This is a genomic window from Variovorax sp. FG153 (assembly GCF_057809595.1).
Genome location: NZ_JBMDKG010000001.1, coordinates 469,605 through 483,144 on the forward strand (window position 1 = coordinate 469,605; position 13,540 = coordinate 483,144).

A 13,540-nucleotide genomic window follows, 5' to 3' on the forward strand; every position below is an offset into this window, starting at 1 on the left:
GTCAGGGCGCGGCGGGCCGAGGCGGTTGCGCCCAGAGCTTGTCGCTCGACCAGTGCAGGTGGACGATGCGGAAGCTGTCGCCCGCGCGGCGCACGATCGCCGTTTCCTGCATCACCTGATCGATGGGCTTGCCGTCGGGCAGCTTGCCGGTCACGTGGTAGGTGCTGAGCACCCAGCGCTCGTTGCCGCTGCCGCCGAGGCGGCGCGCCTGCAGGGTCCAGGTGGAGACGGCCGCCATGTCGATGTCGCCCGGCAGGTGGCTCAGCGCATAGGCCTCGATCGTCGGGTCGGTGACGCCGAACTCGAACACCACCAGCGAACGGTCGAGGTAGGAAAGCGCACCGCCCGTGTCCTTGCGCTTGAGCGCGGCGTGGAAGCCGTCGACCGCGTCGGCCGGCAGCTTCACGGTCTGCGCTGCCGCCGCGGTGGCCAGGACAGAGAACGTTGCGGCGAGCAGCAGCCTACGCATGGGGGTCGACCAGCTTGGGGTCGATCAATTCGATGACGACGATGTCGCCGGCGTTCACGCCTTCCATCGAGGGATCGGTGGCGCGCACCGTGAGTTCGTCGGGCGTATTGCTCTGGAGCCACAGGGTGCGGCCGAACATCTTGCCGCGGATGAAGGTGAGCCGCCAGCCGCGCATCTCGTTGCGCTTGGGGGCCACCATGCCCGGGCCGATCGGTTCGAAGCGCAAGGTGGCGATGCGGCCCGCCTTGCCGGCCTGACCCAGGCCGGTCACCTTGGCCGTGAAGCGCCGCACCGCGGGATCGACCGCGTCGTGGCCGGCCACCGCGTGCTGCGCGAGCAGCAGGGCCGCGGCCATGGCCGAGGCCCGCGCGCCGGCGAGGATCCATGTCGTCAGCAACATCGCTGTCCCTTGCCTCCATTGAAAGAAGCCGGCGATGTTATCGACGCGGCGCGCGCGCGCAAGGGATAACGATGCATCGCGATCGACGTCCGCATGCGATGAAAACACGCGGCTTGCGTGCCGTGACGCCAGTGTCGGCGAGGGTCTCGGACAGGGCCCGCGATGCGATTCACGCGCTCACCTGCGACGAACGTTTTAACCGTTGGTCGTCTTCTGACGCAGGGCTTTCACAACTAATCTCTGCGCCCACTCCACGACCACATCGACACCTTATGCAGGCTTCCGTGACGCATCGCATCCGCTGGCCCTGGTGGCTTGCGGCGGTGTGCGTCATTGCGCTGTCGGCCACGTGGTGGTGGCCGTCGTCCGATGAGGCCGTCGTGCCGATGCCGCCGGTCGCTGTGGCTCCCGCGCCGGTGGTGGCGCCGGCGCCGAAGCCCGTGCCGGTGGCCGCGAAGCCGGTCGACGCCGCGCTGTCGGTCGCGGCCTTCAAGCTCGTCGGCACGGTCGTGGCGGCCGATGGCGTGGACAGCTTCGCGCTGATGCGCCGCACCGACGACTCGCAGCTGTTGCAACTGCGTGTCGGTGGCCACCTCGAGGGCCTCACCGTCAGCGCGATCCAGCCCGACAGCGTCGTGCTCGCGGGCGCGGGGCAGTCGGTCGTGATCGAGACCGACCGCACCGTCGCATCGCCGCTGCCTTCCCGCCCGGCCCACCCGCCGGAGCCGGACGTGGAACCGGCATTCGCGGGCGACCCCGCCCCCTTCGGACATTGACGCGAAGACTTTCCCCTGGCCCCGTGTTTTTTGACAGAGAAAGAAGAACCATGAAGAGAAGACAAGCCCCCAGAGCCAACCTGCTGTTGGTTGGCGCCCTGACCAGCGCCTTGCTGCTCGCCGCCTGCGGCGGCAGCAACGACAGCGCGCCGCTCATCGTCGGATCGGCGCCGCCCCCCGCGGGGTCCACCGACCAGCCGCCCGCCGACACGGGCCCGGTGGCCCAGCCGTACGTGACGCCGCCGCGGCTGTGCGAAGCCGGCCCCGGGGACCAGGCAGAACCGGGCGTCAACGGCCACATCCCCAAGTCGGCGATGTACGACGCCACCGCCAATCCCGATGGCTTCCAGGGCTACTGGTGCGGTGCGCGCAAGGTCGCGCAGAACACGCTGTTCGGCCGCGGCGCCTTCGGCGACCTGCAGATCAAGGCCAAGGGCTCGACGCGTTGCGCGTACGCCTCCAACCGCGATGGCGCGGCCGGCGGCGATGCCGCGCTGACCACCGGCATCATCGTGTTCGACATGAAGACGCCGACGAAGATGCAGGTCGTGCCCGCGAGCGGCGACACCACGGTCGTCGGCACCGCGCCCTCGGCCACCGTCAAGGCCACGAGCACCAACAAGTGGGGCGAGGAGACCACCGCCGCCACCCCGGTCAACCCGAACGGGAAGATCCTGCGCACGCCGGCGGCGATCGAGGCGTACTCGGGCCTCGAGCTCTCGGGCGACCTGCTGGTGGCCGGCTACAAGGACAACAAGATGGTGGACGTCTACGACGTCAGCGACTGCCTGCACCCGGTGCCGCTGAACGCGAGCTACCAGTCCTCGGGCGGCCACCACGACGGCTGGCTCTCGCCCGACGGCAAGACCTGGTACGGCGTGCCCTTCGGCACCACGGCCAAGGACGGCGGCACCACGCTCATCACCGGCGGCACCTCGCCCACGGACGACAACTTCGCCAACTACACCATCGACAACAAGCGCGTCGACCTGCACATCACCAACCTCGACGATCCGAAGAACCCGAAGCTGCTGCTGAGCTGGAACCGCTCGCAGCTGCCCGACGAGGTGAAGAGCAACAAGAACTGGCGCATCATGGCCGCGACCAACATCCATGACGTCAGCACCAATCCCGACGGCACGCGGCTCTATCTCGCGGTGTACGGCGGCGGCGGCCAGGTGGCCGGCAACCTGCCGACGCCCACCACCACCTTCTGGCGCGACCAGACCTGCGCCAACGGCCTGCTGATCATGGACTCGAGCGACATCGTCAAGCGCGTGGCCGATCCGAAGCTCAAGTACGTGAGCTTCCTCTCGTGGTGCGACCAGCAGCCCAACCCCGAGTTCGAGCAGGGCGGCTATGCGCGCATGACCTCGACCGCCGCGACGCACGCCACCGAATGGGTGCGGCACGTCAACGGCAAGGAGTACATCGTCTCGACCGACGAGTCGTACGCCCTGACGACCAGCGACACCAACGGCCTGCCGAACCAGTGCAAGCAGCAGAGCTTCGGCCGCATGATCGACATCTCGGACGAGAAGCATCCGAAGATCGTCGGCACCTACGAGCAGGATGCCAACAAGGCCAGCGTCTGCCCGACGCTGGTGGCCGAGGGCGGCAACGTCCCGATGGTCCACTACCTGAACTTCGACGACCGCAACCACATGCGCGTGGCCGTCTACGCGGCCGCATCGGGCGGCATCCGCTTCGCCGACTGGACCGATCCCACCAGCCCGAAGGAGATCGGCTACTACGTCGCGCGGCGCAACACGCCGAGCAAGATGGACTTCACGCGTCCCGACCCGCGCTACGACGCCGAGAACTGCCTCTACTACACCGGCTGGAACCAGGGCGGCCTGGTCTCGCTCGAGCTGACCAACCCGCAGTACAACCCGTGCATGAGCCGCAGCGCGAACGTCAGCGGCAAGGTGGCGACGGCGCAGGGCGACATCACGGTGGCGCTGAAGGCCGGCCGCGACAGCAAGGGCCCGAGCGTCAGCCTGAGCATCGAGGGCCTGGGCAACAAGGTGCAGCTGGGTGCGGTGACGCGCCTGGGCTCGGCGATCGACGCCGATGGCGCGCAGGTCACGGCCACCAGCAACTCGGTGCAGATCGACGCCGACGGCAGCTTCGACGGCCAGCCCGCGAAGTTCCGCCTGCAGGTGACCGACAACGGCGGCAACAAGGGCTTCTTCTCGCTGAGCTGCACCGAGGGCTGCTCGTTCACGACCAATGGCTACCTGCAAAGCGGCGGGAAGCTGGCGGTGGCGAACCTCAAGAGCTGAAGATGCGAAGGACCGTGCATGCCTGTTGACCTTCGCTCGCGCGGTCGATAACATCGCGGCACTTTCAAAACGCCCTCCCGGTTCGCCGGGAGGGCGTTTTCTTTTTGTTCCGCAACTTCCATGGAACCCAGAGATGAAAGCACCCCTCGAGATTCGCCCCGCATCGCACGCTGGCCTCGGATACGCCCGACATGGCCATGGGCCGGTCCCCGTGCTGGTCCTGCACGACTGGCTCGGCGACCACGCGAACTACGAAGCGCTCCTGCCCTGGCTCGACGGCCAGGCGTTCACCCATGTTTTCGCCGACCTGCGCGGCTATGGGCTGTCGATGGCGCTGCCGGGCGAGTTCACGGTGAAGGAGATCGCCGCGGACTGTCTCGCGCTCGCCGACCGCCTCGGCTGGCGGCGCTTCCACGTCCTCGGCCATTCGATGACCGGGATGGTCACGCAACGCCTCGCGGCGGACGCGCCCTCGCGCATCGCGAGCGCGATCGCCGTGTGCCCGGTTTCAGCTGCCGGCAACAGGCTGGGGCCGGAGGCCTTGGCCTTCTTTGCCAGCACGGCCGACGACGACGACGCGCTTCGGCGGCTGCTCAAGTTCGTCGGCGGTAGCCTTTCCGACGAATGGATCGAAGGCAAGCTGCGGCACAACCGCGAGGCGGTGGCGCCCGCATGCCGCAGGCACTACCTCGACATGCTGGTCACGGCCGATTTCGCCGACGAGGTGCGAGGGCTAGAAACCCCGTTCCTGGTCGTCGTCGGCGACAGGGATCCGGGGCTCGATGCGGAGGCGATGAAGCGCACCTTCCTCGCGTGGCATCCGAACGCGGAGCTGCGGGTGGTGCCCGATTGCGGGCACTACCCGATGCAGCAGCATCCGTCGTACTTCGCGGGCGTGGTCGAGGGCTTTCTGAAGCGCCAGGCCGCCTTGGCTTGACGCCGCTCACCCCACGATCGGCTGCGCCATGATCCAGAGGCTCAGGCTCGTATAGGCCACCATCAGCACCAGCATCGGCAGCTGGCTCAGCATCGCCGCGCGGTGGTTCGCGAAGCGCCGCGTGGCCTCGACATGGGCGACGACCACCGCGAGCACATGACCGACGACGATCAGCGTCACGGCCGTGTACCAGTAGACCGCCGGGCTCACGATGCCGAGGTCGACCGTGCGGCCGCGCGTGCCGAACAGGTTCCAGCCCCAGCCGAAGGGATCGGAGGCGAGCGGAACGATGAACTGCCCTGTCGTCAGCAGCAGCGAGGCATAGTGGGCGAGGTGGTAGGCCACGGCGATCGGCACCAGGCTCCAGACCATCGCGTTCACGGCCGCGCGTTCGGTGCTGCCGGCCAGGCGCAGCATCCACGCGCCCACGCCGCGGAAGATCAGCACGAAGGCCACGGGGAACAGCAGCAGCATGACGCTGTTGAGCCATTGCGTCTCGTCCATGCCGGTCGCGGAAGAGAGCGTGAACAGCGTCTCGGCCACCGTGCGCGAGGTCTGGGCGGCGGTGCCGATGCGGTCCATCAGCGGAGTCTCGTGGAAGCCGTCGAAGGTGACGGTCGCGAGCATCAGCAGCACGAAGGCCGCCACCGAATTCGGCACCGGCTCGGTCGTCAGCAGACCGGCGCCGTAGGGCCGAAGCCGCAGGCGCGCAGGCTCGGTCGGCGTCGAGCCGCGCAGCTCGAGCGGTGCGAAGCGGCCCAGCACGCGGAAGGCCATCGCGAAGGCATCGGCCCGGTGGCGCCAGGCCTCCACGCCGAACAGCAGCATGCCGGCCCAGCTCAGCAGCGCATAGCCCAGCAGGGCGCCGGCGAGGGCGGCGGGCAGGTCCTTGTCCTGCCACACCAGTTCGGTCCAGGCGAAGGCGAAGAACAGCGCGACCGCCGGCCAGGCGCCCAGCCATTTCGGCCAGGGCAGGCCCAGCGATTCGCGGCCGCCGCCGACCAGGCGCGCGGCGGCGCGGTACAGCGTGGGCAGCGGATTGACGATCTCCCACAGGTCGCCGACCAGTGCGCAGAAGAAGGCCATGCCGACCCACCACAGCACCCAGACCATCGTGACGATCAGGTTCGCATAGGCATCGGAATTGCCGAGGAAGCCGGTGGCCAGCGTCAGCACGAACAGCGCGCAGCCCAGCGTTCGCAGCACCACCGCGAGCGGATGCGCGATGCGGCGCAGCGGCGTGAAGCGCAGCAGGTCGGTGTCGCGCAGGAAGGAGGAACCGAAGTCGTGGCGCCGCGCGAACAGCGCGAGCGCCGCGAAGGTCAGCACGAGGGTCGCGCCGGCGCCCGTGAGCCACAGCCACAGCGGCAGCGGCAGGTCGAAGCGCTGGCCGAAGCCGTGCGCCCGCGCGCCGGCCGAGGCGCACGCGATCGCGAGACCGGTCCCGAAGCGAAGCGTTTTCAGGGCGCGCCTAGGGATGGACTTCGATGAACATCACGGCGCGGTGGTTGCCCGGACCGTGGCGATGCTCGTGCACCGGGAAGCGGCCCGCGAGGCTGGCCTTGAAGCTCAGCAGCGCCGGCGCGGGCGGCGTCACCTGCGTTTCGATGTCGTAGCCGTGCAGGTGCAGCACCAGGGGCTGGTCGCTGACCACGCTGATCTGCACCTGGTCGCCCTGGCGCACCTTCAACGTGTCGTCGCCCTTGATGCGGCCGCCCACGAGCTCGATGGAGAACTTCGGCGAGGCGGCCGCCGCGGCGCCCGCGAGCGGCGCCAGCGCCGCGAGTGCGATCAGCCGCAGGCGCAGGCGGTTCGGATTCGTCGTCATGGCGCGGTCCATGCTCAGTCCGCGTACTGGCCGGCCGCCTTGATGACCGCGCCCCACTTCTCGATCTCGGTCTCGACGAACTTCTTGTGCTCCGGACCGTTGACGCGCGCATCGGTGATGATCACGGCGCCGAGCCCTTCCTGGCTCTTGATGAAGGCCGGGTCCTTGAGCGCCACCTTCAGCGCCGCATTGAGCTTGTCGGTGACCGCCTTGGGCGTGCCCGCGGGCGCGAACAGGCCATGCCAGATGCTGACGTTGAAGCCCTTCAGGCCGCTCTCGTCGAGCGTGGGCAGCGCGGCCAGCACCGGCGTCTTCAGGCGCTGCTGCGTGGTCACGGCATAGGCCCTGACCATGTTGCCCTCGATCTGCGCGGTGGTGTTGGTGGTCTGGTCGCACATGATGTCGACCTGGCCGCCGATCAGGTCGGTCATGGCCGGCGCCGTGCCCTTGTAGGGGATGGTCTGCGGCGCGATCTTCAGCGCGCTCTGCAGCATCAGGCCGCACAGGTGCGAGGCCGAGCCGATGCCGGCGTTGGCGAGGTTGGTCTTGCTGCCGTTGGTCTCGAGCCACTTGCGCAGCTCGGTGAAGTTGTTCGCGGGCACCGACTTCGAGCTGATGAGCGTCATCGGCACTTCGTTGATCAGGCCCAGGTATTCGAAGCCCTCGAGGGTCTTGTAGGGCAGCTTGCGGTACAGCGAGGGCGAGGTCGCCATGCTCACGTGGTGCAGCATCAGCGTGTAGCCGTCGTTGGCCGCGCGCGCGGCCTTGGCGGCGCCGAGCGTGCCGCCGGCGCCGCCGGTGTTGTCGATGGTGATCGCCACGTTGCCCAGCGGCTTGCGCAGCGCTTCGGCGAAGTCGCGCGCCACCTTGTCGGTGGGGCCGCCGGCCGCGAAGGGCACCACGATCATGATCGGTTTGTCGGGATACTCGGCGAACGCAGGAAGGGCGGCGAGGGCCGCGATCGCGATCGTGAACAGGCGCTTCATTGATGTCTCGTTATGGGTGAAGCCGAAAATGCTATAGCCCACCCACGCCGCGCAGAAGACGCCTGGTTGTTAAGGCGGTCACCTTAGGTGAACACCGACAGCCTGGGCATCGGTGGCGCCCGATGCCCGGCCGTCCGAACTCAGAGGCTCGCGAGCGGCAGCCGCGACCGATAGCGCGAGCGCCCCTGCGGATAGAGGCCGACCGAGCACTGCACCAGCTTGCCCGCGGCATCGAACCAGTGGCGCGTGACCTGCAGGCAGGGCGAGCCGGGCACTGCATCCAGGCGCTCGGCCAGGCGCGACTCGAGTGGCGCCGCGTCGATCTCCTGTTCCACCACCGCTACGCCCACGCCGTAGAGCCGCTCGATCAGCTTGAAGACCGGGCCGTTCCATGCTTCCAGCCGCTCGGCCACGCCCGCGAACTCGGGCCGCATGTAGAGCCACAGCGCACCGGTGGGGCGCGCTTCGCCGCGCAGGTAGCGCAGCGTGTCGAGGAAGAGCCACTGGCTGCCCGGCTCGGCCTGCAGCAGGCCGGCCAATTGCTCGTCGGCGGCGACGAGGCCGGCGCGTTCGAGCTTGAGCTGCGTGGTGCGTGCGGCCTCCATGATGCTTTCGAGCGTCTGCTGCGAATGCACGAAGAAGGGCGTGGGATTGCGCGCCAGCACGTGGGTGCCGATGCCGGCGCGCGAATCGATCACGCCGAGCTTGCGCAGCGCGCTCATGGCCTCGCGCAGGCGGTAGCGCGTGGCACCGAACTGCGCCTGCAACTGGGCTTCGGAAGGCAGCAGGCTGCCGACGGGATAACGGCCTTCGTCGATCTCGCGGACGATGGCGTCGACGATGTCCTGGATGGTCAACGCCGCGCCGGCACTTGTTGGATGCGCCATGAAGAGATAATATTCGAATATTCGACTAATTAGGCGAAGCAGACGCCACTGGAGACAAACGCATGCATCGTAGAGACTTTATCCGCGCACTGTCCGCAGGCGCCGCACTGCCGCTGGCCGGCGTGGCACCGCTGGCGCTGGCCGACACCTACCCCAGCAAGCCGATCCGGCTGGTGGTGACCCAGGGCACCGGCTCGGGCAGCGACGTGATCGGGCGCCTGCTCGCGAGCAAGCTCGGCGAGCGGCTCAAGCAGAGCGTGTACGTGGAGAACAAGGCCGGCGGCGGCGGCATCATCGGCCACCAGTTCGTGCTCGACCAGCCGGCCGACGGCTACACGCTGCTGCTGAGCACCACCGCGCCGCTGGTGGTGGTGCCGGCGATGAACCGCAACGCGAAGTTCCACCTGCGCGACTTCACCGCGGTGGCCGCGGCGCTGCGCAGCCCCTACATGGTGCTGGTCGGCACGCAGCCCGACAGCCCGCGCAGCCTGCAGGAACTGACGAAGCGGCTGGCGGCCGCGCCATCGAGCTATTCGTCCTCCGGCACCGGCACGCTCACGCACCTGGCGACCGAGATGTACCTGCAGCAGGTCAATGCCAAGGCCACCCACGTGCCCTACAAGGGCAGCGGCCAGTCGCTGGCCGACCTCGCGGGCGGGCAGGTGCTGTTCTCGACCGACTCGCCGATTGCCGCGGGTGCGCTGATCCGCGGCGGCCGGCTGCGGGCCCTGGCCGTGACCTCGGCGCAGCGCCTGGCCACTTATCCCGACGTGCCGACGATGGCCGAGCTCGGCTATCCCGGCCTCACGCTCAACACCATGGGCGGGCTGTTCGGCCCGTCGAAGCTGCCCGCGCCCATCGTCGAGCGCATCAGCACCGAGATGGCGGCCGTGATGTCCTCGCCCGAGGTCAAGGCCCAGTTCGCGAGCATGGAGACCGAGCCGCTGGTGATGCCGGTCGAGAGCTTCCGCACCCAGATGCTGAAGGACGCGCCGGTGTGGGAAGGCGTGGTGGCCCGCCTGGGCATCACCGCCGACTGAGGAGCCGCCGATGGACGCCCACCGCATTCGCTGCGCGCTGTTCGTGCCGGTGCTCGAGCCGCGCTTCTTCGCGCGCGCGTGCGAGCGCGGCGCGCAGGCGCTGATCCTCGATCTCGAGGACGCGATCGCGCCGCAGCGCAAGGCCGAGGCGCGGCTCGCGCTGGCGCATGCGGCCGGTGCGCTGCGCGGCACCGGCCTGCCGTTGATGGCGCGCGTGAATGCGGAGGCCGAACTGCTCGACGCCGACCTCGAGGCCTGCGTGGCCGCGGGCGTCGATGCCGTCATGCTGCCCAAGGTCGAGTCGCCGAGCGAGGTGCGCGCGGCCTTCGTGCACCTGGAGCGGCATGCGCGCGAGCGCGGCTCGACCGGACCGCGCTCGCTGGTCGCGCTGATCGAAACCCCGCGCGGCGTGCTGCGCGCCGATGCGATCGCGGCCGCCCATCCCGCCCTGCGCGCGCTGGGCTTCGGCGCCGAGGACTATGCGGCCGCGATCGGCCGTCCTCCGCATGCCGAGCTGCTGGTACCCGCCGCGGCCCGCGTCGCCATGTGCGCCGCGGCCGAGGGCCTGGCCTGCTGGGGACTGGCCGCTTCCATCGCCGAGCTCGACGACATGGACGCGCTCGAAGGCGCGGCGCGGCTGTCGCACCGACTGGGTTTCAGCGGCACGCCCGCCGTGCACCCGGCGCAGGTGCAGGTCTTCAACCGCGTGTTCGCGCCCACCGAGGCCGAGATCGCGCAGGCCCGCAAGGTGCTCGAGGCGCATGCCCGCGCCGACGCCGAGGGCCTGGGCGCGCTGCGGCTCGATGGCCGCATGATCGATCGCCCGATGGTCGATCGCGCGCGGCGCCTGCTTGCCTAGTTCTTCATCACACCCCACGACCCGAAACGACGACATCGATGGCGCAACAGATACTCGACGGCATCCAGGTGCTGGACTTCACCACCTACATCGCGGGCCCCTACGGCGCGAGCCTGCTGGGCGACCTGGGCGCCGACGTGATCAAGATCGAGGCGCCCGAGGGCGACCCGATGCGTTACTACCCCTCGACCCTGCCCGGAGAGAGCCGCGCCTTTATCGGGGTGAACCGCAACAAGCGCAGCATCGTGCTCGACCTCAAGCAGCCCGCCGATCGCGAAGCCTGCCACCGGCTCGTGGCCCAGGCCGACGTGGTGCTGCACAACTTCCGCCCCGGCGTGGCCGAGCGGCTGGCGCTGGACTGCGACACGCTGACCGCGATCCAGCCGCGCCTGATCTATTGCAGCTTCACCGGCTATGGCCCCGATGGTCCGCAGGCGCAGCGCCCGGGCTTCGACCAGGTGCTGCAATGCCGCACCGGCATCGCCAAGGCGCAGGGCTATCCGGGCGACGAGCCGCGCGTGGTGTGGGGTTCGGCCGTGGACTTCTACGGCGCGAGCCTGATCGCCACCGGCATCTGCGCCGCGTTGTTCCAGCGCGAACGCACCGGCCTGCCGCAACGTGTCGATACCTCGTTGCTGCAAGCGGCGCTCGCGATGCAGGCGGGCCGCATGGTGTGGGCCGAGGGCGAGGGTCCCGGCGTCGACCGCGACCTGCGCGGCGGCGCGCTCTCGGGCATCCACCCCACGCGCGAAGGCTACGTCTACCTGCAGGCCCAGACCCAGCCGTTCTGGGAGGCGCTGTGCGAACTCACGGGCCTCGCGCATCTGGCGCGAGATCCGCGTTTTGCCGACATGCGCCTGCGCAAGGCCAACGAGGCCGAACTGGTCCCGCAGCTGCGCGCCGCGTTGATGCGGCACGACGCCCGCGAATGGGAAGCGATCTTCGGCACGCGCGTGCCATGCACCGTGGTGCGCGGCATCGAGGAGGTGTTCGACGACGCTCAGGTCGCCCACCAGGGGCTGCTGGAGACGCATGCGCATCCCACGCTGGGCAGCTATCGCGCGGTGGTGGAGCCCATTCGCTTCAATGGCGAGCGCGGGGTGAAGCGGGAGGCGAGGGCGCCGATGCTGGGGGAGCATACGGAGCAGGTCGTGGGTGGGGGTGGGTGAGTCGCGGCCTTTTCGCGCGCGACCTGATCGTGGAGGTTGCCGGACATCCATCGTGGGCAGATGTACGGTGGGGCTGCGCAGATTCAGCGGCGATTGCTAGGCCTATGGTCGGCTGCTAGACTGACATTAACGTAAAGCTTAATGGATTCTGCAAAATGGCATTCAAAGCATCGGACATCGTTCCCATCAGTGAAGCACGCGCCCGCCTCACCGAACTGGCCGAAGACGTGGTCGGCAGCGGCTCCGAGAAGGTGTTGACCAAGAACGGGGCAAGCTATGTCGCGTTGGTCGATGCGCGCCGGCTCGATTACTACCATGCGCTCGAGGCGGAGCATGCCAATCTCGTGCTGGCGGAGGACGCGATCACAGGCCTGCGAGAGGCTTTGAAGGGGCAGTTCGTGTCCGATGAAGAACTGGATCAAGCTCTCGGTATTGCCGCAGCACCGTGAGCATTCCCGTCAACGCGAGGATCCGGGCGGTCCCCAACTTTCTGGTGTGCCTGCACGTTGCTCGGAGCTTCATGGAAGAGCAGGATGCTGCGTCGGCGTCGGCGCGCTTCAAGAAATTGCAAGCCGAGGTTGTCAAGGCGCGGACTCTGCTGTCATTCGCGCCCACGAGCGGGCGGCCCGCTCGATTCCTCGACGCCCAGTCGGGTTGGGGGAGTTTTCAAGCCGAGCAGGCAAAACAGCTTGCTCGCGCACTTGGACGGTTCGAACTTCGAGAGTTGGTGCTGGACCGCCATGTGATGCTCTACGCCCACTCCGAGCGCGAGGTGGTGTTGCTCTCGATCCGACACGAGCGTCAGCTGGGCTATGGACTGCCCACGAGCCCTGCCTGATGGATACGGGCAAGACAGAGATGGCCGTCCGCAGTGGTGGCAGCCTCTTGTTGAGCGGCTCCGCGGGCACAGGATGTTTGAGCTCGCCTGCCACAACGCTCACCAGCACCAAGACATGACCGCCGACCTCAATCTCAACATCGCCGAGATCCCCTACGAATCGGGAATCATCCGATTCCGCTACACGAGGGTGATGTCGCCCGACAAGACGCGATGGATCCGGCATGGCTCGTTCGTGGCCTATCACGAGAACGGCACGGTGGCATCGGAAGGCCACTACGTCGACGGGAAGGAAGACGGGCTGTGGCGCGACTTCCATCCCGATGGCCGGCGGGCCTCCGAGGGGCACTATCGCGACGGGCGTGAAGTCGGCGTGTGGCGCTTCTGGAATGCCGATGGGACTGAAGGGCCGAGCGAGAGCCACGGCGGTTGAGCGCAGAGGCCATGCCGAAGCCGTGGCAAATCAAGCTTCGATGAGCGCGCGTGGCGCGTCACCCAATGCACGAAACGACCCGGATTTCTGGACGTTGAAACCAGGAGGGAACCAGGATGAATCTCGGATTTCGCATCGCCACCTTCGCCGCTTTTTTCGTGGTCATCAACGGGTTGGTCGGCGGTGCTTGGGGTGTCATCCTCGGCTTGAGCATGGCATTCATCGGGACCGTGTTTCTGCACAGCTACTTGAAGGAGCGCAGGGAAAAGGCCGGCTTGGGCTCCGAGGCTGAAGTCCAGCGCACGCCGCCGTCGGCGGCCGAACTTCGCCTGATCGATGCCCACAAGACCTTGAATTGGGCACGCCTGTGTTTCCTGCTGATGGTGATGGGCTTCTTCTTCGCGGGCTCTCCGGACACACGGTATGCAACGTACAGCACGGCGGGATATGTCACGCTTTTCTTCGCGTTCCACGTGCTGATCGGGCGTGCGGCGGTACTGGCCGAACGAAGCTGGGTCGGCTATGGGCTGCTGCCTCTCTTGCTGCCCGGTCTCGGCGGGCTCGTCGCCTTTGGCGTGCTGCGTCACAAGGTCCCCTATCCCGACCAGCGTTCCCTGCCGCGGTAGTCCATGG

16 protein-coding genes are annotated in these 13,540 nt (G+C 68.2%); 10 read left to right on the top strand and 6 right to left on the bottom strand.

All coding sequences use genetic code 11. The features are described 5' to 3' along the window. Position 1: 1 nt before the first annotated feature. Together ACODT0_RS02215 and ACODT0_RS02220 are read right to left on the bottom strand one after the other, a co-directional pair. On the bottom strand, positions 2-469 hold the full coding sequence (locus ACODT0_RS02215; RefSeq protein WP_057594160.1) for a YybH family protein: 468 nt from the start codon (positions 467-469) through the stop codon (positions 2-4). After that, on the bottom strand, positions 462-869 hold the full coding sequence (locus ACODT0_RS02220) for a hypothetical protein (protein WP_261211087.1): 408 nt from the start codon (positions 867-869) through the stop codon (positions 462-464). Before ACODT0_RS02220 ends, ACODT0_RS02215 begins: the two co-directional genes overlap by 8 nt. Positions 870-1,255: 386 nt before the next feature. Here ACODT0_RS02220 and ACODT0_RS02225 point away from each other — a divergent pair, with 386 nt between their 5' ends. The 3 genes from ACODT0_RS02225 to ACODT0_RS02235 all read left to right on the top strand — a co-directional run bounded on the left by ACODT0_RS02225 (position 1,256) and on the right by ACODT0_RS02235 (position 4,867). After that, the gene (locus ACODT0_RS02225; protein WP_057598454.1) at positions 1,256-1,645 is read left to right on the top strand and encodes a hypothetical protein; all 390 of its coding nucleotides are present in this window, start codon (positions 1,256-1,258) and stop codon (positions 1,643-1,645) included. 50 nt (positions 1,646-1,695) lie between these two features. Further along, a complete protein-coding gene (locus ACODT0_RS02230; RefSeq protein ID WP_413765576.1) occupies positions 1,696-3,930 on the top strand; it encodes an LVIVD repeat-containing protein in 2,235 nt (744 codons plus the stop codon). A 133-nt stretch (positions 3,931-4,063) separates the two neighbouring features. Continuing rightward, positions 4,064-4,867, top strand: coding sequence for an alpha/beta fold hydrolase (locus ACODT0_RS02235; protein WP_489040436.1), 804 nt, complete (start codon positions 4,064-4,066; stop codon positions 4,865-4,867). Between the two features lie 6 nt (positions 4,868-4,873). On the opposite strand, the gene ACODT0_RS02240 is transcribed toward ACODT0_RS02235, so the two are convergent. From ACODT0_RS02240 to ACODT0_RS02255, 4 genes are all read right to left on the bottom strand, one after another. Further along, the gene (locus tag ACODT0_RS02240) at positions 4,874-6,196 is read right to left on the bottom strand and encodes a hypothetical protein (RefSeq protein ID WP_489040437.1); all 1,323 of its coding nucleotides are present in this window, start codon (positions 6,194-6,196) and stop codon (positions 4,874-4,876) included. 142 nt (positions 6,197-6,338) lie between these two features. Continuing rightward, on the bottom strand, positions 6,339-6,695 hold the full coding sequence (locus ACODT0_RS02245) for a hypothetical protein (RefSeq protein WP_261211093.1): 357 nt from the start codon (positions 6,693-6,695) through the stop codon (positions 6,339-6,341). A 14-nt stretch (positions 6,696-6,709) separates the two neighbouring features. Further along, positions 6,710-7,681, bottom strand: coding sequence for a tripartite tricarboxylate transporter substrate-binding protein (locus ACODT0_RS02250; protein WP_093347169.1), 972 nt, complete (start codon positions 7,679-7,681; stop codon positions 6,710-6,712). Between the two features lie 140 nt (positions 7,682-7,821). Continuing rightward, positions 7,822-8,568, bottom strand: coding sequence for a GntR family transcriptional regulator (locus ACODT0_RS02255; RefSeq protein WP_489040439.1), 747 nt, complete (start codon positions 8,566-8,568; stop codon positions 7,822-7,824). 62 nt (positions 8,569-8,630) lie between these two features. On the opposite strand from ACODT0_RS02255, the gene ACODT0_RS02260 reads away from it, so the two are divergent. The 7 genes from ACODT0_RS02260 (at position 8,631) to ACODT0_RS02290 (ending at position 13,533) form a co-directional block, all read left to right on the top strand. Further along, on the top strand, positions 8,631-9,608 hold the full coding sequence (locus tag ACODT0_RS02260) for a Bug family tripartite tricarboxylate transporter substrate binding protein (RefSeq protein WP_064262198.1): 978 nt from the start codon (positions 8,631-8,633) through the stop codon (positions 9,606-9,608). Positions 9,609-9,618: 10 nt separating this feature from the next. Then, on the top strand, positions 9,619-10,467 hold the full coding sequence (locus ACODT0_RS02265; protein ID WP_489040440.1) for an HpcH/HpaI aldolase/citrate lyase family protein: 849 nt from the start codon (positions 9,619-9,621) through the stop codon (positions 10,465-10,467). Positions 10,468-10,505: 38 nt separating this feature from the next. Beyond that, complete coding sequence (locus ACODT0_RS02270) at positions 10,506-11,636, top strand: CaiB/BaiF CoA transferase family protein (protein WP_296726984.1); 1,131 nt, start codon at positions 10,506-10,508, stop codon at positions 11,634-11,636. Positions 11,637-11,791: 155 nt separating this feature from the next. Further along, the gene (locus tag ACODT0_RS02275; protein ID WP_296726986.1) at positions 11,792-12,085 is read left to right on the top strand and encodes a type II toxin-antitoxin system Phd/YefM family antitoxin; all 294 of its coding nucleotides are present in this window, start codon (positions 11,792-11,794) and stop codon (positions 12,083-12,085) included. Next, the gene (locus ACODT0_RS02280; protein ID WP_489040441.1) at positions 12,082-12,474 is read left to right on the top strand and encodes a hypothetical protein; all 393 of its coding nucleotides are present in this window, start codon (positions 12,082-12,084) and stop codon (positions 12,472-12,474) included. Before ACODT0_RS02275 ends, ACODT0_RS02280 begins: the two co-directional genes overlap by 4 nt. Before the next feature lie 115 nt (positions 12,475-12,589). Next, positions 12,590-12,907: a toxin-antitoxin system YwqK family antitoxin gene (locus ACODT0_RS02285; RefSeq protein WP_489040442.1), complete on the top strand. Its 318-nt coding sequence runs from the start codon at positions 12,590-12,592 to the stop codon at positions 12,905-12,907. A gap of 116 nt (positions 12,908-13,023) precedes the next feature. Next, positions 13,024-13,533, top strand: coding sequence for a hypothetical protein (locus ACODT0_RS02290; protein WP_413765570.1), 510 nt, complete (start codon positions 13,024-13,026; stop codon positions 13,531-13,533). Positions 13,534-13,540 lie beyond the last annotated feature (7 nt).

Excerpts from the sequence above, each read along its gene's own strand:
- ACODT0_RS02215 (WP_057594160.1), bottom strand. The coding sequence starts at position 469 with ATGCGTAGGCTGCTGCTCGCCGCAACGTTCTCTGTCCTGGCCACCGCG.
- ACODT0_RS02220 (WP_261211087.1), bottom strand. The coding sequence starts at position 869 with ATGTTGCTGACGACATGGATCCTCGCCGGCGCGCGGGCCTCGGCCATG.
- ACODT0_RS02225 (WP_057598454.1), top strand. The coding sequence starts at position 1,256 with ATGCCGCCGGTCGCTGTGGCTCCCGCGCCGGTGGTGGCGCCGGCGCCG.
- ACODT0_RS02230 (WP_413765576.1), top strand. The coding sequence starts at position 1,696 with ATGAAGAGAAGACAAGCCCCCAGAGCCAACCTGCTGTTGGTTGGCGCC.
- ACODT0_RS02235 (WP_489040436.1), top strand. The coding sequence starts at position 4,064 with ATGAAAGCACCCCTCGAGATTCGCCCCGCATCGCACGCTGGCCTCGGA.
- ACODT0_RS02245 (WP_261211093.1), bottom strand. The coding sequence starts at position 6,695 with ATGACGACGAATCCGAACCGCCTGCGCCTGCGGCTGATCGCACTCGCG.
- ACODT0_RS02250 (WP_093347169.1), bottom strand. The coding sequence starts at position 7,681 with ATGAAGCGCCTGTTCACGATCGCGATCGCGGCCCTCGCCGCCCTTCCT.
- ACODT0_RS02255 (WP_489040439.1), bottom strand. The coding sequence starts at position 8,568 with ATGGCGCATCCAACAAGTGCCGGCGCGGCGTTGACCATCCAGGACATC.
- ACODT0_RS02260 (WP_064262198.1), top strand. The coding sequence starts at position 8,631 with ATGCATCGTAGAGACTTTATCCGCGCACTGTCCGCAGGCGCCGCACTG.
- ACODT0_RS02265 (WP_489040440.1), top strand. The coding sequence starts at position 9,619 with ATGGACGCCCACCGCATTCGCTGCGCGCTGTTCGTGCCGGTGCTCGAG.
- ACODT0_RS02270 (WP_296726984.1), top strand. The coding sequence starts at position 10,506 with ATGGCGCAACAGATACTCGACGGCATCCAGGTGCTGGACTTCACCACC.
- ACODT0_RS02275 (WP_296726986.1), top strand. The coding sequence starts at position 11,792 with ATGGCATTCAAAGCATCGGACATCGTTCCCATCAGTGAAGCACGCGCC.
- ACODT0_RS02285 (WP_489040442.1), top strand. The coding sequence starts at position 12,590 with ATGACCGCCGACCTCAATCTCAACATCGCCGAGATCCCCTACGAATCG.
- ACODT0_RS02290 (WP_413765570.1), top strand. The coding sequence starts at position 13,024 with ATGAATCTCGGATTTCGCATCGCCACCTTCGCCGCTTTTTTCGTGGTC.